This is a genomic window from Obesumbacterium proteus, from assembly GCF_001586165.1.
Classification (GTDB): domain Bacteria; phylum Pseudomonadota; class Gammaproteobacteria; order Enterobacterales; family Enterobacteriaceae; genus Hafnia; species Hafnia protea.
Window position 1 is genome coordinate 2,027,113 of record NZ_CP014608.1, and the last position, 20,927, is coordinate 2,048,039.

Annotated in this window: 15 protein-coding genes and 1 pseudogene; 14 read left to right on the forward strand and 2 right to left on the reverse strand. The window is 47.6% G+C overall.

Going from position 1 to position 20,927, the window contains the following annotated elements:
- Genes eutA through eutR form a run of 8 tightly spaced genes read left to right on the forward strand, consistent with a single transcriptional unit; the run spans position 1 to position 7,962 of the window.
- Positions 1-1,422 (forward strand): ethanolamine ammonia-lyase reactivating factor EutA, encoded by a 1,422-nt coding sequence (gene eutA, locus DSM2777_RS09475; RefSeq protein WP_061553813.1) that lies wholly within the window; start codon positions 1-3, stop codon positions 1,420-1,422.
- Positions 1,423-1,434: 12 nt separating this feature from the next.
- Positions 1,435-2,796: an ethanolamine ammonia-lyase subunit EutB gene (locus DSM2777_RS09480; protein WP_025801782.1), complete on the forward strand. Its 1,362-nt coding sequence runs from the start codon at positions 1,435-1,437 to the stop codon at positions 2,794-2,796.
- An 18-nt stretch (positions 2,797-2,814) separates the two neighbouring features.
- Positions 2,815-3,696 carry an ethanolamine ammonia-lyase subunit EutC gene (gene eutC, locus DSM2777_RS09485; protein WP_061553814.1) on the forward strand — a complete coding sequence of 294 codons (882 nt, stop codon included), beginning with the start codon at positions 2,815-2,817 and terminating at the stop codon, positions 3,694-3,696.
- Positions 3,697-3,708: 12 nt separating this feature from the next.
- Positions 3,709-4,368: an ethanolamine utilization microcompartment protein EutL gene (gene eutL, locus DSM2777_RS09490; protein ID WP_061553815.1), complete on the forward strand. Its 660-nt coding sequence runs from the start codon at positions 3,709-3,711 to the stop codon at positions 4,366-4,368.
- Positions 4,369-4,380: 12 nt separating this feature from the next.
- Positions 4,381-4,947 (forward strand): BMC domain-containing protein, encoded by a 567-nt coding sequence (locus DSM2777_RS09495; RefSeq protein WP_061553816.1) that lies wholly within the window; start codon positions 4,381-4,383, stop codon positions 4,945-4,947.
- Positions 4,940-6,292: a 4Fe-4S dicluster domain-containing protein gene (locus DSM2777_RS09500; protein ID WP_061553817.1), complete on the forward strand. Its 1,353-nt coding sequence runs from the start codon at positions 4,940-4,942 to the stop codon at positions 6,290-6,292. The genes DSM2777_RS09495 and DSM2777_RS09500 overlap by 8 nt, the downstream gene beginning before the upstream one ends.
- A gap of 6 nt (positions 6,293-6,298) precedes the next feature.
- Positions 6,299-6,886, forward strand: a complete 588-nt coding sequence (locus DSM2777_RS09505) for a BMC domain-containing protein (protein ID WP_061553818.1) — start codon at positions 6,299-6,301, stop codon at positions 6,884-6,886.
- Positions 6,887-6,912: 26 nt separating this feature from the next.
- Positions 6,913-7,962, forward strand: coding sequence for an HTH-type transcriptional regulator EutR (gene eutR, locus DSM2777_RS09510; protein WP_061553819.1), 1,050 nt, complete (start codon positions 6,913-6,915; stop codon positions 7,960-7,962).
- A 186-nt stretch (positions 7,963-8,148) separates the two neighbouring features.
- Here eutR and DSM2777_RS09515 read toward each other — a convergent pair whose 3' ends face one another.
- Positions 8,149-9,468: an HdeD family acid-resistance protein gene (locus tag DSM2777_RS09515; RefSeq protein WP_061553820.1), complete on the reverse strand. Its 1,320-nt coding sequence runs from the start codon at positions 9,466-9,468 to the stop codon at positions 8,149-8,151.
- Positions 9,469-9,492: 24 nt separating this feature from the next.
- Positions 9,493-10,776, reverse strand: a complete 1,284-nt coding sequence (locus DSM2777_RS09520) for an MASE1 domain-containing protein (protein WP_061553821.1) — start codon at positions 10,774-10,776, stop codon at positions 9,493-9,495.
- A 234-nt stretch (positions 10,777-11,010) separates the two neighbouring features.
- On the opposite strand from DSM2777_RS09520, the gene DSM2777_RS09525 reads away from it, so the two are divergent.
- From DSM2777_RS09525 to DSM2777_RS09550, 6 genes and pseudogenes are all read left to right on the forward strand, one after another.
- Positions 11,011-11,346: a DMT family transporter gene (locus DSM2777_RS09525; protein ID WP_046457755.1), complete on the forward strand. Its 336-nt coding sequence runs from the start codon at positions 11,011-11,013 to the stop codon at positions 11,344-11,346.
- Between the two features lie 653 nt (positions 11,347-11,999).
- Positions 12,000-13,250, forward strand: coding sequence for a formyl-CoA transferase (gene frc / locus DSM2777_RS09530; protein ID WP_061553822.1), 1,251 nt, complete (start codon positions 12,000-12,002; stop codon positions 13,248-13,250).
- 51 nt (positions 13,251-13,301) lie between these two features.
- Complete coding sequence (gene oxc / locus DSM2777_RS09535) at positions 13,302-14,996, forward strand: oxalyl-CoA decarboxylase (protein ID WP_061553823.1); 1,695 nt, start codon at positions 13,302-13,304, stop codon at positions 14,994-14,996.
- Between the two features lie 66 nt (positions 14,997-15,062).
- Positions 15,063-16,007, forward strand: coding sequence for a transporter YfdV (yfdV, locus tag DSM2777_RS09540; protein WP_046457752.1), 945 nt, complete (start codon positions 15,063-15,065; stop codon positions 16,005-16,007).
- Between the two features lie 101 nt (positions 16,008-16,108).
- Positions 16,109-17,251 (forward strand): CoA:oxalate CoA-transferase, encoded by a 1,143-nt coding sequence (yfdE, locus tag DSM2777_RS09545; protein WP_061553824.1) that lies wholly within the window; start codon positions 16,109-16,111, stop codon positions 17,249-17,251.
- 1,203 nt (positions 17,252-18,454) lie between these two features.
- Positions 18,455-20,733, forward strand: a pseudogene (locus DSM2777_RS09550) (FdhF/YdeP family oxidoreductase).
- Positions 20,734-20,927: the final 194 nt, after the last annotated feature.

The window sequence follows — 20,927 nt, forward strand, 5'->3', positions numbered from 1 at the left end:
GTGAAAACTCTCGAACTGCTTAGCGTCGGTATTGATATTGGCACCACCACCACACAGGTAATCTTCTCGTGCCTGTCGTTGGTGAACCGTGCGTCTATTTCTCAGGTGCCTCGCTATGAGTTCGTGAAGCGCGAGATTATCTGGCAAAGCCCGGTGTTGTTTACACCGGTCGATTTTGCCGGTTTTCTGCGGGAAGAAGAGCTGCTGGCTCTGGTGCTTGCCCAGTATCAGGCCGCAGGCATTGCGCCAGAAACCATAGACTCGGGCGCCATTATTATCACCGGTGAAACGGCCAAAACCCGTAATGCTCGTCCGGCGATTGTGTCGCTTTCTCAGCGGCTGGGTGATTTTGTGGTGGCCACCGCGGGGCCGCATTTAGAGTCGATTATTGCCGGTTTTGGCTCGGGGGCGCAGGCCTTATCCGAGCAAAAAATGGCGCGGGTTTTAAACATTGATATCGGCGGTGGCACGGCAAACTATGCGCTGTTCGAAGCGGGGCGGGTAGTCAGCTCCGCCTGCTTAAACGTGGGTGGGCGGTTGATTGAAACCAGCACCGACGGTCGCGTACTGCGTGCTCATCCCGCAGGGCAATGGATTGCGGATTCTGTGTTTGGCGAAGGGGTTAACGTAACGAGCCTGACGCGAGCACAGCTTGAACAGGTTGCCGCGCGCATGGCGCAACTGCTGTTAGAAGTCTTCAATGGCGCACCTTCTCCGTTAGCGCAACGCTTACTGATGACCGGTGCGCTCCCCGCCTGTGACTCGCTGTATGCCTTAACGCTGTCGGGCGGCGTGGGCGAGTGTTTTCGCACGAACGAAACCGACGACAATAGCAATCCATTCCGGTTTGGCGATATCGGCCCACTGCTGGCACAGGCTATTCATCTCGATCTGGGATTTGCCGCGCTGCCGGTGCAGGTACCGAATCAAACCGTGCGTGCCACCGTCATTGGCGCGGGCGCGCACACGCTTTCTCTTTCTGGCAGCACTATCTGGTTGGATGGCCTGTCTCTGCCTATTCGCAATATTCCGGTTGTTCATCCTGACGCCAGTCATGCGACCTCGCTGGTAGAAGCGTGGTTGCAGGCGCTAACCCAAATGGATTTGCAGCCGCAGCACGATCTCTATGCATTGGCGTTGCCTACCGAGCTGCCTGTGAACTACGCCTCGGTACAGCACTGTATCGACGCCTTGCAGGAATTCAGCACCCGCTTTTCGAATCCGCATCCGCTGCTGGTCGTTGCCTGTCAGGATTTTGGCAAGGCTTTGGGCATGCTGCTGCGGCCGATGATGGCACAACGTCAGCTGGCGGTGATCGATGAAGTGATCACTCGAACCGGCGATTACATCGATATCGGCACACCGCTTTTTGGCGGCGCAGTGGTGCCGGTCACCGTCAAGTCACTGGCTTTTCCTTCTTAAGGGAATTTGTTTATGAAACTAAAAACACAGCTATTCGGTAAGTCGTATCAGTTCAAGGATGTGAAGCAGGTCTTGGCGAAAGCCAACGAACTGCGTTCGGGGGATGTGTTAGCTGGCGTGGTGGCGGAGAGTTCGCAAGAGCGCGTCGCGGCTAAACAGGTGCTGTCAGAGATGACGATTGCGGATATTCGTATGAATCCGGTGATCCCGTATGAAGAAGACTGCGTCACGCGCATTATTCAAGATGACATCAATGAAACCGCCTATGCCCGCGTGAAAAACTGGAGCATTAGCGAGCTGCGCGAATACATTTTGGATGATGAAACCAGCGTGGATGACATCGCTTTTTTACGCAAAGGGATCAGCTCCGAAGTGGTTGCCGCCGTGGCTAAAATTTGCTCCAACGCCGATTTAATCTACGGTGCCAAAAAGATGCCGGTGATTAAGAAAGCCAATACCACCATCGGTATTCCCGGTACTTTTAGCGCGCGTTTACAACCGAACGATACGCGCGACGATGTGCAGAGCATTGTGGCGCAGATTTATGAAGGGCTCTCATTTGGGCTGGGCGATGCGGTGATCGGGGTGAACCCCGTGACCGACGACGTCGATAACCTGAGCCGCGTGCTAGACACCATTTACGGTGTCATCGATAAGTTTTCTATTCCAACCCAAGGCTGCGTGCTGGCGCATGTGACGACGCAAATCGAAGCGATCAAACGCGGTGCGCCGGGTGGGTTGATTTTCCAAAGTATCTGCGGCAGCGAAAAAGGGCTCAAAGAGTTTGGCGTTGAGCTGGCGATGCTCGATGAAGCGCGTGCGGTCGGCGCGGAATACAACCGGATTGCCGGTAGCAACTGTCTCTATTTTGAAACTGGACAAGGCTCAGCGCTGTCGGCGGGTGCTAACTTCGGTGCCGATCAGGTCACGATGGAAGCGCGTAACTACGGGTTAGCGCATCACTACGATCCGTTCATTGTGAATACCGTGGTGGGCTTTATCGGGCCTGAGTATTTGTACAACGATCGCCAGATTATCCGCGCCGGTTTGGAAGACCACTTTATGGGCAAACTGAGCGGAATTTCTATGGGCTGCGACTGCTGCTACACCAACCATGCGGATGCCGATCAGAACCTGAACGAAAACCTGATGATCCTGCTGGCGACCGCCGGATGTAACTACATCATGGGGATGCCGTTGGGTGATGACATCATGCTCAACTATCAAACCACGGCATTCCACGACACGGCGACGGTGCGTCAACTGTTGAACCTGCGTCCATCGCCGGAGTTTGAGCGTTGGCTCGAAACCATGGGGCTGATGGCGAATGGCCGTTTGACCGCCCGCGCCGGTGATCCGTCGCTCTTTTTCTGATTTCTGAGGTAAATCATCATGGATCAAAAGCAAATAGAAGAGATTGTGCGCAGCGTGATGTCGCGTATGGCGCAGCCAGAAGCCAGCGCGCAACCGGCTGCCACTGAGGTGATCACGGGCGCGGAGAGCGGCGAAAGTTGTTCTGTCGACCTCGGTTCTGACGAGGCCAAGCAGTGGATCGGGGTTAAAAACCCGCATCGCTTAGATGTGCTACAGGAGCTGCGGGCTAGCACCGCGGCGCGCGTATGCACCGGTCGTGCAGGCCCACGGCCACGTACTCAGGCGTTGTTACGTTTTTTGGCTGACCATTCGCGCTCCAAAGATACGGTACTCAAAGAGGTGCCGCCGGAGTGGGTACAAAAGCATGGTTTGCTGGAAGTGCAGTCTGAGATCAGCGACAAAAATCTGTATCTCACCCGTCCCGATATGGGGCGACGCCTTAGCGCTAATGCCATTGAAACATTGAAAACCCAGTGCAAAGCCAATCCAGATGTTCAGGTGGTGATTTCTGATGGTCTATCAACCGATGCGATTACCGCTAACTATGACGAGATCCTTCCGCCGTTGCTGAAAGGGCTGGAGCTGGCGGGGATGAACGTGGGTACGCCGTTCTTTGTGCGCTACGGGCGCGTGAAAATAGAAGATCAGATTGGCGAGCTATTGGGCGCAAAAGTGGTGATTTTGCTGGTGGGGGAACGTCCAGGTTTGGGGCAATCAGAAAGCCTGTCCTGCTATGCGGTCTATTCACCATGTATGGCCACCACGGTAGAAGCCGATCGTACCTGCATTTCAAATATCCATCGTGGCGGCACGCCTCCGGTTGAAGCGGCAGCGGTGATTGTGGATTTGGCCAAACGGATGCTGGAGCAGAAAGCCTCCGGTATTTCGATGACGCGTTAAGGAGTAAACACCATGCCAGCATTAGATTTGATTAAACCGAGCGTCAAAGCGATGAGGGTGATTGCTGCGTTGCAGGAAGATTTCCGCCGTGAGCTGAAGCTGCCGTCGCATATTCGCAGTCTTGGCCTGATTACCGTGGACTCTGACGATGTGGCCTATATTGCCGCCGATGAAGCCACCAAACAGGCTCAGGTTGAAGTTGTTTATGGCCGTTCTTTGTACGCGGGTGCCGCGAACTCGCCGTCACCGTCTTCGGGTGAGGTGATTATTATGCTCGGTGGGCCAAACCCCGCCGAAGTACGCGCTGGTTTAGATGCGATGTTTGCCATGATCGAACAAGGGCCTGCGTTTCAGTGGGCCAGCGATGCCGAAGATACGGCGTTTCTCGCGCACGTGGTTTCACGCACCGGCTCTTATCTGTCGGGTTCCTCCGGTATTCGGTTGGGCGATCCGTTGGCGTATCTGGTCGCACCGCCGCTAGAAGCCACCTTTGGTATCGATGCGGCGCTGAAAGCTGCCGATGTGCAACTGGTGACCTATGTTGCACCACCGTCAGAAACCAACTACTCCGCCGCGTTTTTAAGCGGCAGTCAGGCGGCGTGTAAAGCAGCGTGTAATGCGTTTAGCGAAGCGGTATTGGAGATAGCACGCTGTCCTATTCAGCGCGCTTAACGGAGGACGGCCATGATCAACGCGCTAGGGTTACTGGAAGTTTCAGGTTTGGTGGCGGGCATTGATGCCGCTGACGCCATGCTGAAAGCGGCTCAGGTTCGGGTTCTTAATCATGAAGTGGTTGATCCGGGGCTGGTGACGCTGGTTATTGAAGGCGATCTGGCGGCCTGCCGTGCGGCATTGGATGCTGGCGCGGCGGCAGCCAGCCGAACCGGTACGGTGATTAGTCGCAAAGAGATTGGCCGTCCCGATCCTGATACTGAATGGTTAATTTTAGGGCTAAGAGGCTTAGCGCCCACATCATCTCCGGCACCTGAAGCTGCGCCAGCAACGGAAATAGCGCCGCTAGCGCTGACTGAAACCGAGTCTTCTGACGATGAGAGTGTGGCTATAGAAGCATGGCTTGCGGAGATCGCCAGCCATGCCCAAGGCATGACGGCCGGTGAAATGGCCGCTCGCTTTCAACTGAGCTTGAAGCAGACAAGACATACGCTAGAAGCGCTACTGCGGGAAGGCAAACTGCGTAAGCGGGGCAGCCGCTATCGTATAAAAGTCGCGAAGGAGGAGGGGCATGAATAACCCGAGCCAAATACGCATGACGCTAACGCCCGAGGAGATCCGCGCTCGGGTGGCTGCGGCGGGTGTGGTGGGATCGGGCGGAGCTGGTTTTCCGACTCACGTTAAACTTCAGGCGCAGGCGGAGATTTATTTAGTTAACGCCGCGGAGTGTGAGCCGCTGTTACAGGTCGATCAGCAACTGGCCGCTCAGTCGGCGGCGCGTTTGCTGCGTGGTCTGCAATATGCCATGTGTGCCACGGGAGCCACCGAGGGCATCGTGGCGATTAAGCGTAAGTATCACGCTGCCATCGAGGCGTTAACGCCGCTGCTGCCAACCGGAATTCGTTTGCATATCTTGCCGGATGTCTACCCAGCGGGAGATGAAGTGATCTCCATTTGGCTGGCGACCGGACGGCGTGTTCCACCTGCGTCGCTGCCGCTGTCGGTTGGTGTGGTGGTGAATAATGTGCAAACGCTGCTGAACGTTGCCGCGGCGGTGGAAACACAAACGGCGGTGACTCAACGTACCTTAACCATCAACGGTGCGGTGGCCGAACCGATAACGCTCACGCTCCCGCTGGGAACCTCGCTGCGCGAGGCGCTGGCGTTGGCCGGTGGTGCAACCGTTGCCAATCCGGCCTTTATCAACGGCGGCCCGATGATGGGACGTTTGTTGGCATCGCTGGATGAGCCAATTACGAAAACCACCGGTGGGTTGCTGGTTCTACCGAGCGATCATCTGCTGATAGAACGCCGAATGCGCAGCGAGCGGACGGTGCTTAATCAAGCGAAAACGGTGCGTGAACAGTGTGGAATGTGCACCGAGCTGTGTCCTCGCCATCTGATTGGTCATGAACTGCCGCCGCATTTGATTGTGCGTTCGGTGAGCTATGGTCATATCGCTTCGCTGTCGTCCGTGACGGCGGCGTTAACCTGCTCGGAGTGTGGCGTTTGTGAGGCGTGGTCGTGTCCGGTAGAGATCTCCCCGATGCGAATTAATCAGCTGCTTAAGGCCGAGCTGCGCGCCAACGGCGTTCGCTACCAAGGCGAATTAGGTCCGGTTTCGCCGATGGCAGAATATCGACTGTTGCCGGTGAAGCGGCTGGTGGCGCGCTTAGGACTGTCGCCATTTATGCATAAAGCGCCGATGCAAGAGACGGCGTGGCAGCCTGAACAGGTCGAACTGATGCTTAATCAGCATATTGGCGCGCCAGCCTCGCCCTGTGTCGAGATCGGCCAGCGCGTTACGCAAGGTGAGTGTGTTGCGCAGATGCAGAACGGGGCGTTGGGCGCAGCGCTGCACGCCAGTATTTCCGGCGTGGTTAGCCAAGTGGGATCACGCAGTATCACGTTGGTGAGGGAGTAGCGAGAGATGGTGTCGCAGAGCAGGATTATCACAGGGATTAAAACCTATAACGCTATCGGAATGGTTGAGCTGTCGAGCATCGCAAAAGGGATGCAGGTGACGGACTTCATGCTGAAAAGTGCCAACGTCGGTTTGTTAATGGCGAAGACCGTTTGCCCAGGAAAATATGTGGTGATGGTGGGGGGCGATGTTGCCGCCGTGACGCAGGCGATCAACACCGGCGAGCAGCAGGGCGGAACGCTGTTGGTCGATAGTTTTTTGCTGGCCAACGTACATCCTGACGTGCTGCCTGCCATTAGCGGCGTGACCGATATGCCAGTCAAGCAGGCGGTGGGCGTGGTGGAAACCTTCAGCGTAGCGGCGTGCATTGAAGCCGCGGATTGTGCCGTTAAAACCGCAAGCGTCACACTAATTCGTTTGCATATGGCTTACGGTATTGGCGGGAAATGTTATGTGGTGATGAGTGGTGATGTGGCTGACGTTACCACGGCTACGCAGTCGGCAAGTGAATCAGCAGGAGAAAAAGGCGCGCTGGTATACAGCATGGTGGTGCCTAACCCTCATCCCGAATTCTGGCAGCAACTGATGAGTTAACGCGTGGTTGCCGTTGAGGAGCGCATATGAAAAAGAAGCCAGATCTTAATTTGCACCATCTTTTTTCTGGGGACATCGACCCTGTTAACTGTAAACCGCTGGTTGAGCATGACAATGTTCATCAGCGGGAGTCGCAAGATGTGTACGAACACGCCTGTACCATCACGGCATGGCAGCAACTTTATGATCAGCTCCGCCCCGGCAAGTTTAAAGGTGAACTCACCGAAATTCTGTTCGACGGCGTGCAGATTTTCCGTGAGTACACCAACCTGACGCTGCGTCAATCTTGCATGGTGTGGCCGAATGCGTTCTGGTTTGGCATTCCTGATGTGCGCGGTGAGCACGGTTTTATCGGCTCCCAACCGCTGGATTCGCAAGAGATTGCGGTTCGTCCCGGTGGCAAAGAGTTTGAACTCAGCACACCGGATGATTACACCATTCTCGGCGTAGTGGTTTCCTATGATGTGTTGTTTAGCCACGCGTCGTCGCTTATCGATCCCGACCGGCTATTGCAACTGCTCAACAACAATCCCGCACTTGAAGTGAACGCGTATCAAAAAGAAGCACTGTGGTATTTCATTCATCAGGCGCTCTCGCATGGCAGCGTTGATCCGCAATCGATGCAGCAGGCGAATGTGCGCAAAGTGCTATGCCATAACTTACTCACCGCGATGACCCATCTACTGGAAGGCGCGCAGCCTGTCTCAACCCGCCAAGTTTATAGCCGTATTAACTATCAGCACTTAGTGTCACAGGCGCGGGAATATTTACTGAGTCAAACGTCTGAACCCGTGACGGTGCTCGATTTATGCCGCGAGCTACACGTTAGCCGTAGAACGCTGCAAAATGGATTTCATCAGGTGTTGGGCATCGGGCCGAATGCGTGGCTAAAAGCACTGCGCCTGAATGCGGTACGTCGCGAACTGGTTAGCCCCTATTCCGAGTGCCATACCGTAAAGGATGCCGCCATGCAGTGGGGGTTTTGGCATTTAAGCCAGTTTGCCACCGACTATCAGCGCCTGTTTAACGAGAAGCCTTCGGCTTCGTTGGTGGCGCGTGGGGCGAGGTTTATTTAGACGTTACCTATACAGAGAGGCGTGATTGTATCGGCCTCTCTGTATCAACCGTACCGGTTAAACCTTAAAAAATTAGCACCGTGATAGGTAAAATAGAACCCATCATCAAGCCATGTGGCTAATTAAAAAACGAGAAATAGGAATGTGCGGTTCATCTGTCCTCAGAAATCGTGGGGGACTCCGCGGCTATTTTCTAATATTTGAACGTTCACGCCATCTAACTGAGAACCGTTGATACCAAGGTTCGGGAACAGGGTGAACTATACTACGCAGCGCGCGGGCGTAATCCATCACTAATCCCGGTGTCCAAGCCATTGAAAGTGCCCGTTTGCGCACCTGAGCCGCTATCCATAGTTCTGGCATGAACAGTGTTCGTAGCGTAGAACTCCAATTCTTGCTTTGCTCAGAAAGTACCCCTTCCAGCGACGCTTCTAATGCATATGCAACGCTGCTTGAGCAGTTTCGGTAAGTCAGGTTATAGGTTGTCGTCATCCGATAGCCTTTCCAATAACGTAACAACGCCATACCGTTGAACTGATTAAAGAGGATCTTACGGTCTGACTCGCACCAGTTTGCCGCCTCAGTAGCGTAATCGGGCTGGAAAACGCCGGGGACATTATTATCCTGAGTTGCTTTTAAAATATTCAGAAACTCAGACGGTGAGCGGTCAATATCCGATTCAGGGTAGAGGCTAATATAGACATCCGGTGAGAGTTCTAACGCAGCATGTCCGGTTGAAATTACGCCTTCTGTATCCACTGCCGCGATATAACGGTTAATAACAGGGCGCGGTATAGGAGATGTATTGGCTGTTCCTACCGGCGTCCAAATATGGACGGTGAGTGGCCCAATAAAATCGGCACTTGAACCGCCATTGAGCTGGGAAGTTGGGTGTTTCGTTAGGTCATTTTGTATGTTGGAGGGTGCCAGCAGATCAAAGATTGAAACGCCTTCACTTATCTGTCCAGCTCTACGGGCTAAACGCGCAGTATTGATACCGCTAATCAACATGAGTGTGCCAAGAAACACAGGAACGGTAGCTTTATAGTGCGTTGGGTAAGGGCTAAACATGAACAAGGCAAATATCATTTGCGCAATCCCGCTTAGCATCGCATTTTTCCAATGAGGATATCTCACCACCCAAGCTGAAGAAATAATGAACAGACCAATAACAAAAAAAGCAAACCCAAAAACGATGGCTAATAAGAGATTGCTATACGGCTTATTCGATAGGATAAGAATCGAAACTGAACAAAAAATAGCGCCTTTGAAATAAAGCACTGCTTTTTGTGTGCCTACGCCGCTGGATGCAATGCTCAATGTGACGAGGCTTTCGATAAGCAATAATGTGCCAAATACGCGTAACGGGAAATAGGTCACGCCATCGAGGCCATCGATGAAAATGCTAATTCCGATCACGCCCCACAATACACCGATTAACATCAGGTATTTTGCTTTCGTTCGCACGAACTCGACGCCGAACAATAAGAGAACAATTTGGATCACAGGTTTCAGACTCCTACATCTAGGTCATCGCACACGCGTGTAGAGAGCAAGGTGATAGCGGCTGGCCTGCCAGTTACCCACAATGATATCTTCACCATCCGACACCAAGCGCATGCTGCCTTTGTCGACTAAGGTAACCCATTGGCCATTCAAGGCCTGTATACGAAAAATCATTGAACCACGTTTATCTTGCGAGCAACTCAGCCAGTGAGTACGCAGTTTTTCTCTATCGCGAGGATGAACACGCTGTAACACATCGTCTACTAAGTCGAAAGCGCCAGGCTCCAAGTGGCCAAGCAATAGGGCAAGATCGTTTTCCCAAACAAACGCGCCGGAAGATGCATTAAGTCGATAAAACACGCCATTTCCCACAATACGTCCGGTTTCAGGGTCATGGTTTCTGGTTGAGCGCCTCACCACTCTGATGAATACCACTAATAACGTAGTCGCGGAGAGATAGCTCAAGGCTAAGAATAAAGATTCAGTATAGGTAAGGCTTTTCTGAAAGAAGGGGCCTTGGTGCTGATCGGTGAAGTAGATGACGATAGCGCCTAGCGTCAGAAGCGCAACAGAACCGCCAAGATTTCCCCAAAAAATACAAATCATCATCACGATGGCGATGGGAAGGCAGGCCAAACCAAAATAGAGCGCGGTGGCATGTTTGGCTACCCAAGGTAACTCGTGTCCGAAGACAACACCGGCGGTAGCGCAAAGTACCAGCCATAGGGTAAATCCAATCGTTTTAGATACACGATTGCTAGCAGAATAGGCCGCGTTTTTGTTGATAAACCCCATCACTATCGGTGTTGCAAAGAATATTCCCGTAATGTCTGCAACAAACCCTTGCCAGAAGAGTTCGATAAACGGCTCATCATGAACGAATGCAAATCCACCTCCTACCACAAAAGAATCCAATGCGCTAATGACAAGCGTTGCCATTATCCAGACAAGGATAATATGCAGATCGTCATTGAGTCGTGCAAAACGGCGAACGACCCAAGCGATTATCACCGTCGACGGAATCGACAAAAATGAATACAACACTGAGATTGCGAAAGTGAGCGGGCTTTTCCATTCCTCATCTAACAAGACATTCGCTAGGGTGAAAATGATAATTAGCGCGGGATAATCTCGCCAGCGCGCACTCAAGAAGGCGGCAACTGCAATCCCAGCGGGAAACCAAATAATAGCAATTGATGATTCAGGATCATCAAACCTGAGCGAGGTTAAACCAGCTAAATAGAAAATTAGCCCCCATAACAGGAGGATAAATGACTGCTGAAGCCACATGGGAAAATACGGTTTCATCGCGTCTCGATTTCTCCTGATTGTAGAATGCAACAAGCTATTTAAATATAGCGTCAACTGAGGTGAGATAATGATACTAATGCTAACAACCATCGAGTGAAAAACAAAGCAACAAGATCCCTAATATATAGGGAGTAGGTATCAGGTCTATGGCAAAGCTGTTGTATTTTGGTTGACACTTAGATTCTTAAGACTTGTATAATAGCCTACATATGTCAGCACCACGAGAAAACTATGCCAAACACCTATATCATCCTAATTATTTCCATTTGTGCCGAAACTCTTGCGACAACAATGATGAAAGCCACAGAGGGCTTTAGCCGTTTGATTCCGAGCGCTATTGTCATCATAGGCTACGCGATTTCATTTTATGGGCTTTCCCAGGTTGTGAAAACGATGAATATTGGCATCGCATATGCAATATGGGCGGGAATGGGGATCTTTTTGGTATCGATTATGTCGTTCCTTATTTATAAGCAAAAGCTCGATCTTCCGGCCATAGCTGGAATGGTGTTAATAGCGCTGGGCATTATGGTTATTCAGCTCTTTTCGAAGTCAGTAACGCATTAATTAAATTCATAAAAGAAGTAGGTAAAATAAAAAATATCGAATAATTAATCACTTACAGACCGCATGGCCAGTGGTTAAATTTTTAGTCTCTTTGCCTACATTCTTTTCACTATCCATTTTGAGCAAGACTGCGCTTTATTCTTTGTATTACTGCCCAGATTTAACGTGCTATTTTTGTCATTTAGGCGCGATTAGAATAAGTCTATGAATAATTTCACAAGGAAATTATTTAATATTTTAAATATTGACAGCCTTCCTATTTATCCCTCGATGTAAAAACTCCTGCTTTATATTTGTTGATGCGAATTCTTGCGCGCGAATTAATTTTATTAAACATAAACAATGCTAATCATTACTATTTGTACTTCGGGTTAATTTTTGAAAAATTCATCAAATCATTCTGAATTAAGTTTATTTTTATCGACCTTTTCCTACGTCTGTAGGAAATAAATTACAGCTATATGATTCTCATCTTATGTTTAAATTAAATATCTGTGAGTATAATTACTTCATTCTATAACGCTGTTCTCTATAAATTAATGAATTGATGTTTGGCTTATGGATGCATAATCCTGCCTCGCTGGTTGAGTATGAATACTGCACCAGCTGACAGTGAACGATAAAGCTTCTAATTAAATATAAGGTGATATTTTATGTCATATCCGCTTGCAGGAATAAAGGTTTTAGATTTTACTGGAGTCCAATCTGGACCAGCATGTACGCAAATGCTGGCATGGTTTGGTGCTGATGTTATTAAAATTGAACGTCCAGGTGTGGGCGATATTACGCGTAGCCAGCTGCGTGATATACCTGACATGGATGCGCTCTACTTTACAATGCTCAACAGTAATAAGCGCTCCATTGAATTAAATACTAAAACGCCGGAAGGCAAAGAAGTAATGGAAAAGCTGATCCGTGAAGCTGATATTTTGGTGGAAAACTTTCATCCTGGCGCGATGGACCATATGGGCTTCACTTGGGAATATATGCAAGAGATCAATCCTCGTTTGATTTTTGGCTCCATCAAGGGCTTTAACGATTGTTCACCTTATGTAAATGTTAAGGCCTACGAGAATGTTGCTCAAGCAGCTGGTGGCGCAGCTTCAACGACCGGCTTTTGGGACGGTCCACCATTGGTTAGCTCTGCAGCGCTGGGTGATAGTAACACCGGGATGCATCTGCTAATTGGCCTGCTTGCCGCACTGCTTCACCGTGAAAAGACAGGTCGTGGCCAGCGTGTCACTATGTCTATGCAGGATGCAGTGCTTAACTTGTGTCGAGTTAAACTGCGTGACCAGCAGCGCTTAGAAAAAGTGGGCTATTTGGAAGAATATCCACAGTATCCGAACGGTACTTTTGGTGATGCGGTTCCTCGCGGAGGTAATGCGGGTGGTGGTGGCCAGCCAGGTTGGATCTTAAAGTGCAAAGGTTGGGAAACCGATCCTAATGCTTATATTTACTTCACTATCCAAGAACAAAACTGGGAAAATACGTGTAAGGCAATTAACAAACCTGAGTGGATTGATGATTTAGCATTTAATACACCATCCGCTCGTCAGCCTCATATTTTTGATATTTTTGCTGAAATCGAAAAATTCTTATCAAATATGGATAAGCATGAGGCCGTCGCCTATTTAGGCAAGTACGGTGTACCTTGTGCCCCAGTATTAAGCATGAAGGAAATTGCGCGAGATAGCTCTTTACGTGAAAGCGGCAGTGTTGTTGAAGTAGAGCAACCGCTACGTGGTAAATATCTGACTGTTGGTTGCCCAATGAAGTTCTCTAGCTTCACACCAGATATTAAATCAGCGCCATTATTAGGCCAGCATACCAATGACATTCTGAAAGAGCTGGGTTATACCGAAGAACAAATTAACGATATGCGTACTCACCACGCTATTTGATTTTTAAGGAGCCGTAAGGCTCCTTCTACCTATTTTTAAATTGGGGCTCACATGTCTGAACAATCTCAGTTGACAGATGGTATGCATATCATCGTTGAAGCATTAAAGAAAAATAATATTGATACTATTTACGGAGTCGCAGGGATCCCGATAACCGATATGGCTCGCCACGCACAGGCCGAGGGAATTCGTTATATTGGTTTTCGCCATGAACAATCAGCGGGATATGCCGCAGCAATTAGTGGGTTTATCACCCAAAAGCCAGGTATTTGTCTTACCGTATCCGCGCCAGGTTTTCTAAACGGGTTAACGGCACTGGCGCATGCAACTGTAAACGGTTTTCCAATGATTCAAATTAGCGGTTCCAGCGACCGTGCCATTGTTGATCTTCAGCAAGGCGATTATGAAGAACTGGACCAGATGAATGCAGCAAAACCGTACGTTAAAGCCTCTTATCGTGTGAACCGGCCCGAGGATTTAGGCATTGCGTTGGCACGAGCGATACGTGCTGCAGTTTCTGGGCGCCCAGGAGGGGTATACCTTGATTTAACCGCGGAAGTTCTGGCTGCGACGATGGATAAAGACGCTGCTGCGGACACTATCTTTACTGTTCAAAATGCAGCACCGCACCAGCCGCCTTGTCCTACCGCGGTAAGTCAGGCCCTTACCTTATTAGAGGGGGCAAAGCGTCCCTTGATTATCCTCGGTAAAGGTGCTGCGTATTCGCAATCCGATGAATCCATTCGTGAATTTATTGAAGCAACCCAGATTCCCTATTTACCGATGTCAATGGCCAAAGGATTGCTGGAAGACACGCATCCACAGTCAGTTGCCACTGCGCGCTCATTCGCGCTCGCCAACGCAGATGTTGTGATGCTCGTTGGCGCTCGTCTGAATTGGCTATTAGCGCATGGTAAAAAAGGCTGGGCTAAGGATACTCAGTATATTCAGTTGGATATCGATCCACAGGAAATTGACAGCAATCGTCCGATTGTGGCACCGGTGATTGGTGATATCGCATCCAGCATGCAGGCAATGGCTAATGCCAACGGACAACATCATATTACTGCGCCTCGCGAATGGGTCGACGCGTTGAACCAGCATAAGCAGCAGAACGCGCTAAAAATGCACGATAAGCTCTATGCTGAAACCCCACAGTTGAATTATTTCAATGCATTGCGCGCTATACGAGATGTGGTCGATGAAAATCGAGATATATACGTAGTAAATGAAGGGGCGAATACTCTGGATAATGCACGCAATATCATCAATATGTATAAACCTCGTCAGCGTCTAGATTGTGGTACGTGGGGGGTAATGGGCATTGGAATGGGCTACGCGATTGGTGCTGCGGTGACATCAGGCAAACCCGTGCTCGCGATCGAAGGAGATAGCGCATTTGGCTTTAGTGGCATGGAAATAGAAACTATTTGTCGCTACAACCTACCTGTTACCGTGGTTATTTTTAATAATGGCGGAATCTATCGCGGCGATGGCGTCAATCTCAGTGGCAGTGCCGATCCTTCGCCGACGGATCTTTTGCATCATGCACGCTACGACAAATTAATCGAAGCCTTTGGCGGAATTGGTCACCATGTGACGACAACGGTTGAGCTGCAGGATGCCATCACAGCCAATCTAAAAGCGGGTACGCCTACAATTATTAATGTCGTTATCGATCCTGCCGCAGGTACGGAGAGTGGGCATATTACCCAGCTTAACCCGAAAAAAATCCAAGGAAATTAATTCCACTTCTTCATTAAACCGCATCATTTAACGCAGTTTAGGTGGTGCGATGTTATGGATACTGTCATGTTTAGTTTTTTTGTAAGTGATTTATTACCCATTATTGTGGTGATGCTATTAGGCTATGCCAGCGGCAAGCGCCATGCATTTTCAGAAGATCAAGCGCGTGCGCTGAATAAATTAGTACTGAATTTTGCTCTACCAGCTGCATTATTTGTCTCTATTGCGAGAGCTAATAGAGATATGATTTTTGCTGATACAAGATTGACAATTGTTTCCCTTATTGTTGTTCTTGGTTGTTTCTTTTTCTCTTGGTTTGGTTGTTATACTTTTTATAAACGTACTCGTGCAGAAGCCGCCGTATGTGCATTAATTGCGGGTTCCCCTACGATAGGTTTTTTAGGGTTCGCGGTATTGGATCCTATCTATGGAGACACTGTCAGTACGGGGCTCGTGGTCGCAATTATCTCAATTATTGTTAACGCGATTACTATTCCAATTGGACTCTATCTGCTGAACCCTTCCGCACGTGAAGGCGGCAAAGGTGTTGGACAAACTAATGCTCTTATTTCAGCATTTAAAGAACCTGTCGTCTGGGCACCAGTATTAGCCACATTGTTGGTGCTTATCGGGATCAAGATTCCTAATGAGTGGGATCCTTGCTTTAATTTAATCGCACAAACTAACTCCGGCGTCGCTGTTTTTGCAGCAGGTTTAACTTTAGCTGCACATAAATTTGAGTTTAGTCTTGAGATTATTTACAACACATTGTTGAAACTTATTTTGATGCCGCTGCTGATGCTGTTAGTTGGCATTCTGTTCCATGTTAACTCTGAGCAATTGCAGATGATGGTATTAGCAGGTGCATTACCGCCTGCATTCTCTGGAATTATCATTGCTAGCCGATTTAACATTTATACCCGAACAGGGACAGCTTCGCTAGCGGTCAGCGTATTAGGGTTTATCATTACGGCTCCAATGTGGATATATATCAGCCGTATGGTTGCTTAACACTTTTATTAAATATCAGATAACGCTGATATTGAGATAGGTTACCTCTAACTTTGCCGGAGCATGTGTTGCTCCGGGATTTCTCACAAGAATTGATTATTATGAATGAAATAACCCCAAAAGGCCCTTTTGATGGGCTATTAGTCATTGACCTAACACATGTTTTAAACGGACCTTTTGGCACGCAGATTTTGTGTGACTTAGGTTCTCGCGTTATAAAAGTCGAACAGCCTGGACACGGTGATGATACGCGTACCTATGGCCCGTATGTGAATGATCAATCGCTCTATTATAGTTTCGTGAATCGCGGTAAAGAGAGCGTGGTCTTAAATTTAAAAGAAGACAAAGACCGAGCCATTTTCATTAATATGCTTAAGCAGGCAGACGTGCTGGCGGAAAATTTCCGACCAGGAACGATGGAGAAGCTAGGCTTTTCTTGGGAATGCTTACAGCAAATCAATCCTCGACTGATCTATGCTTCTTCGTCAGGCTTTGGTCATACAGGGCCGATGAAGGATTCTCCTGCATATGACACCATTATTCAGGCGATGAGCGGAATTATGATGGAAACGGGTTTTCCTGATGGTCCACCAGTGCGAGTAGGAACCTCATTGTCCGATCTGTGCGCAGGTGTGTATATGTTTTGCGGTATCGCTAGCGCACTTTACGGGCGAGAAAAAAATGGTCGTGGCGCACACGTAGATATTGCGATGTTTGACTCCACGCTGTCATTTTTAGAGCATGGTCTTATGGCTTATATTGCGACAGGAAAATCACCAGATCGCATAGGTAATCGCCATCCTTATATGGCACCGTTTGACGTCTTTAATACGCAGGATAAACCTGTCACGATCTGTTGCGGTAATGATAATTTGTTTAATTCGTTATGTCGGGCGCTGAATCTGACAGAGGCTATGGCAGATCCACGCTACGCTAGCAATGTGCTGCGTGTGCAAAATCAGGCCAGTCTCAAAGCCGAGATCGAAAATGTGTTGAAAACCCAGACGGCCAAATTTTGGGTGGATCGGATCCATCAAGCAGGAGTGCCGGTTGCACCGCTATTGAGTGTATCTGAGGCAATGGAGTTGCCACAAACACAGGCTAGAAATATGTTGGTTGAAGCGGGTGGAATTCGAATGCCAGGAAACCCTATTAAAATAAGCGGCTATCCTGATCCGCATATTCGCCCTGGCGCAGCTACGCTTGATCAGCAGGGTGAGCAGCTACGGCTCGAGTTTAACTAGAACCTCAAGAACAATGCAGTGCCATCGGTATGGTATTGATAAAAGTGCCGCAGGAACTCACTATCTGAGCGCATCTACTGACAACACTCCCCGTATTCGCGCAGGTATGTGCTAGATATATTTAGCTGCGGTGCTTGCTCTTGTTTTCTGGTTAATCAGTAGGAGGGTTATGCTATTTACTCGGGTTTGATACTGGGGCAGCTTAAGCGCTATCTATGGGCACTATGATTTTAGGGCATACGACAGACAACTCAGATCTATCTGCTTAATGGTGGCCTGAAGCCAAATGGATCAGATTAATGGTTCTGGAAGCAGCTTAGTCATTGACTCTAAGGATAGGAGACAAACTGTTTTCTCATTCTATTAAGCTGTGAATATCTACTTGCAACAGGTGGTAAAAATACCTATCGCAAACGGATATTCAGAGGAGAGTAGGGCGTTTTGAAACGGAGGTAATCGTCACTACAAAATAGGGCCGGTCATCAAACAAAATAGATACCAACGCGGGCTTTTAAATCAGACTCTTGTCCATTTATATGATAATTGCCAGTATCTGATAAGCACACAAATTAAGATTCAATGCCCGTTATTTATTTTTTCTTGGCAAAATTTTATTGAATCTGCAGAATGAAATTAAAAACTTTATGCCCATGCCAAGCTTAACTGTATTTATACATAAAATTTTGAATAGTATACAAATCAGAATATTCGCAGCCTAAGAATATTTTCTCTTCATTTTTTATATCATCTGATTTCACTAATTCATTCTCATTTGTGTTTGACATTTCAACTAATTGATTAACTGTTAGTTTTATTTTATGGCTTAGTACAACCAATTCGTCATAAGGTGATGATTTTAAATATGAAATTTCTGTTTCACTATGTGCTGGGGATACCACTAATACAGATATAAATAACAAGTAAAATAGGTTAGTTGGCAATTTAATGATTTCCATGTTGTGTGTGAATAATATTATATAAGTTAAAGGTCATAACCTAAATAATGATTAAATAAAAATTTAAAAATTGCCAGTGAGATAGAACGTGCGGCTAGGTTGTTTTATATTATAACTAATAAAGCATGTTATTAAATTATTGGGAATATTAACTTCGTTTAGAATGCATTTAATCCTAGTAATATCAAAATAAACTGACTTATCTATTCTGAATAATAATTCATTTTCATCTTGAAGAGGACGCGTCATGACACCAAAGATCAAGCCATATACTGGGGCAGCTGCCGGTTGGGGAGCTGTTAGAGCAGTTGTAAATTCAATTCGGCATGAGATGAATGTTCAACATGGTCTGATTGCACTTTTTCATATGAATAAAGTCGATGGATTCGACTGTCCAGGGTGTGCATGGCCGGATCCTAAACATACATCATCCTTTGACGTATGTGAAAATGGCGCTAAGGCCGTTTCCTGGGAGGCGACAGAAAAGCGAGCGGACGCTGAGTTCTTTAAAACCCACACCGTAGATGAATTGCTTGGATGGGAACCTCGATTACTTGAGCAGTCTGGTAGGCTCACTACGCCTCTTAAATATGATCCTTCCGCTGATAAGTATTTACCCATTGAGTGGGAAATGGCATTTGCTGAAATTGCTCAAAAACTTCAGTCTTTCGACGATCCTAATGTTGTAGAGTTTTATACCTCAGGCAGGGCCTCCAATGAGGCTGCATTCCTGTATCAGCTCTTTGCAAGAGTGTATGGTACAAATAATTTTCCTGACTGCTCAAATATGTGTCATGAACCAACCAGTATTGGGCTAATGGAGAGTATTGGAGTGGGTAAGGGTACTGTAAAACTAGAGGATTTCGAGCACTGCGACCTCGTTATTTGTATTGGTCATAATCCTGGGACAAACCACCCGCGGATGCTTACTTCTCTACGAGAAGTCGCCTTGAGAGGCGCTAAGATTATTGCAATAAATCCGATGCAAGAGGTCGGTCTTACCAACTTTATCTCTCCCCAAAATCCTTATGAGATGCTAACCGACAAAGGTACTCCTTTAGTGAATGATTATTATCATGTCCGTGTTGGAGGAGATATTGCGCTGATGAAAGGGGTCATGAGATGTCTTATCGAGTTGCACGAAAAGACTTTATCTCAAGGTAGAGAGGGGATCTTAGACATTGAGTTTGTTCAAAATCATACCAATGGGTATAGGGAATTGCGTACTGATGTGCTTAATACCGATTGGCAGCATATTGTCGAGAGTTGTGGTCTTAGTGAAGAAGATATACAGCGCTTAGCCGCAAGCTATGCATCTTCCCAAAGCACCATAATCTGCTATGGCATGGGAATAACGCAGCACGAGCATGGAACTCGTAATGTACAGCAATTAGTCAACTTGCTGCTCTTAAAAGGAAATATAGGAAAGAAAGGTGCAGGCATTTGCCCTCTACGCGGCCATTCTAATGTCCAAGGCGATAGAACCGTTGGAATTACGGAAAAACCGAGCAGTGAATTACTTCATAATCTGAATAAGCGATTCGGATTTATACCACCCAGTCAATTTGGGCATTCGGCTATCGAAAGTATGAAAGCTATCTGCAATGGAAAATCCAAGGCGCTGATTTGCCTTGGAGGAAATTTTGCAGCAGCAATGCCAGATTATGCAGTTACATATCCTAAGCTTAAAGAGTTGGAGCTAACGGTACACTTAGCAACTAAACTGAATACCTCTCATTTATTAGTCTCTAAAATAGCTATGTTTTCCCCGTATTGGGAAGAACAGAAAAAGATTTGCAGAAGGGTACTTATCAGTTTGTTAGCGTTGAAGACTCAATGTCTGTTGTTCATTCCTCCTGTGGAGTCCTAACACCAGCGAGTGAGGATCTGAAATCGGAGTGTGAAATTATTGCTGGAATAGCTAAAGCAACGTTAGGGCAGGAAAAGGTGAACTGGGATGAACTAAAGAGTAACTACGATAAAATTCGAGATCATATAGAGGAAGTCTTCCCAGATTTTAGCAATTATAATGAACGTGTGAGAAAACCGGGAGGCTTCACATTAACAAACTCCGCTGCAGAAAGGCGCTGGTCTACAGCATCAGGACGAGCAAATTTTGTAGTTGCTTCTAACCTACTTGAAGATCCCATGATCGCAAATAAAAAAGGTATCGTATTGGCGACCGTACGTAGTCACGATCAATACAATACAACCATTTATGGGATGGATGACCGTTATCGAGGTGTATATGGGCAAAGAGATGTGTTGTTTCTTAGCAAAGAAACAGCTCGTAGCATGTCGATTAATGAAGGTGAACGAGTAAATATAATAGCCTTAGAATCTGATGGAACTCGTAGTGATAGAAGGATGAATAAGCTTAAAGTTGTCATTTATAAAATGGCAGATAAAACAGCTGCTACCTATTTCCCAGAGTCAAATCATATGCTTACTTTAGATCATTTTGATGAGAAAAGTGGTATTCCAGCTTATAAAAGCATTCCGGTAGAAATAGAAATTTTCGACTAATGGTTGTGTTTAGTTTATATTTATATATTCGTTAATATTAAAGTGTAGACTATTCCTGTTGAGTGATTTTTTTGAATTAAATTCAACTTTATCTAACCAAATGGATTACAAAAAACCTATTTTTCTGAGGCCGAAAGTACAGTCTTCTGGAGTGTTATTAATGTCAGATATCAAAAGTTTTTGTAAGTTTTGCA

Excerpts from the sequence above, each read along its gene's own strand:
- DSM2777_RS09480 (WP_025801782.1), top strand. The coding sequence starts at position 1,435 with ATGAAACTAAAAACACAGCTATTCGGTAAGTCGTATCAGTTCAAGGAT.
- eutC (WP_061553814.1), top strand. The coding sequence starts at position 2,815 with ATGGATCAAAAGCAAATAGAAGAGATTGTGCGCAGCGTGATGTCGCGT.
- eutL (WP_061553815.1), top strand. The coding sequence starts at position 3,709 with ATGCCAGCATTAGATTTGATTAAACCGAGCGTCAAAGCGATGAGGGTG.
- DSM2777_RS09495 (WP_061553816.1), top strand. The coding sequence starts at position 4,381 with ATGATCAACGCGCTAGGGTTACTGGAAGTTTCAGGTTTGGTGGCGGGC.
- DSM2777_RS09500 (WP_061553817.1), top strand. The coding sequence starts at position 4,940 with ATGAATAACCCGAGCCAAATACGCATGACGCTAACGCCCGAGGAGATC.
- DSM2777_RS09505 (WP_061553818.1), top strand. The coding sequence starts at position 6,299 with ATGGTGTCGCAGAGCAGGATTATCACAGGGATTAAAACCTATAACGCT.
- eutR (WP_061553819.1), top strand. The coding sequence starts at position 6,913 with ATGAAAAAGAAGCCAGATCTTAATTTGCACCATCTTTTTTCTGGGGAC.
- DSM2777_RS09520 (WP_061553821.1), bottom strand. The coding sequence starts at position 10,776 with ATGAAACCGTATTTTCCCATGTGGCTTCAGCAGTCATTTATCCTCCTG.
- DSM2777_RS09525 (WP_046457755.1), top strand. The coding sequence starts at position 11,011 with ATGCCAAACACCTATATCATCCTAATTATTTCCATTTGTGCCGAAACT.
- frc (WP_061553822.1), top strand. The coding sequence starts at position 12,000 with ATGTCATATCCGCTTGCAGGAATAAAGGTTTTAGATTTTACTGGAGTC.
- oxc (WP_061553823.1), top strand. The coding sequence starts at position 13,302 with ATGTCTGAACAATCTCAGTTGACAGATGGTATGCATATCATCGTTGAA.
- yfdV (WP_046457752.1), top strand. The coding sequence starts at position 15,063 with ATGTTTAGTTTTTTTGTAAGTGATTTATTACCCATTATTGTGGTGATG.
- yfdE (WP_061553824.1), top strand. The coding sequence starts at position 16,109 with ATGAATGAAATAACCCCAAAAGGCCCTTTTGATGGGCTATTAGTCATT.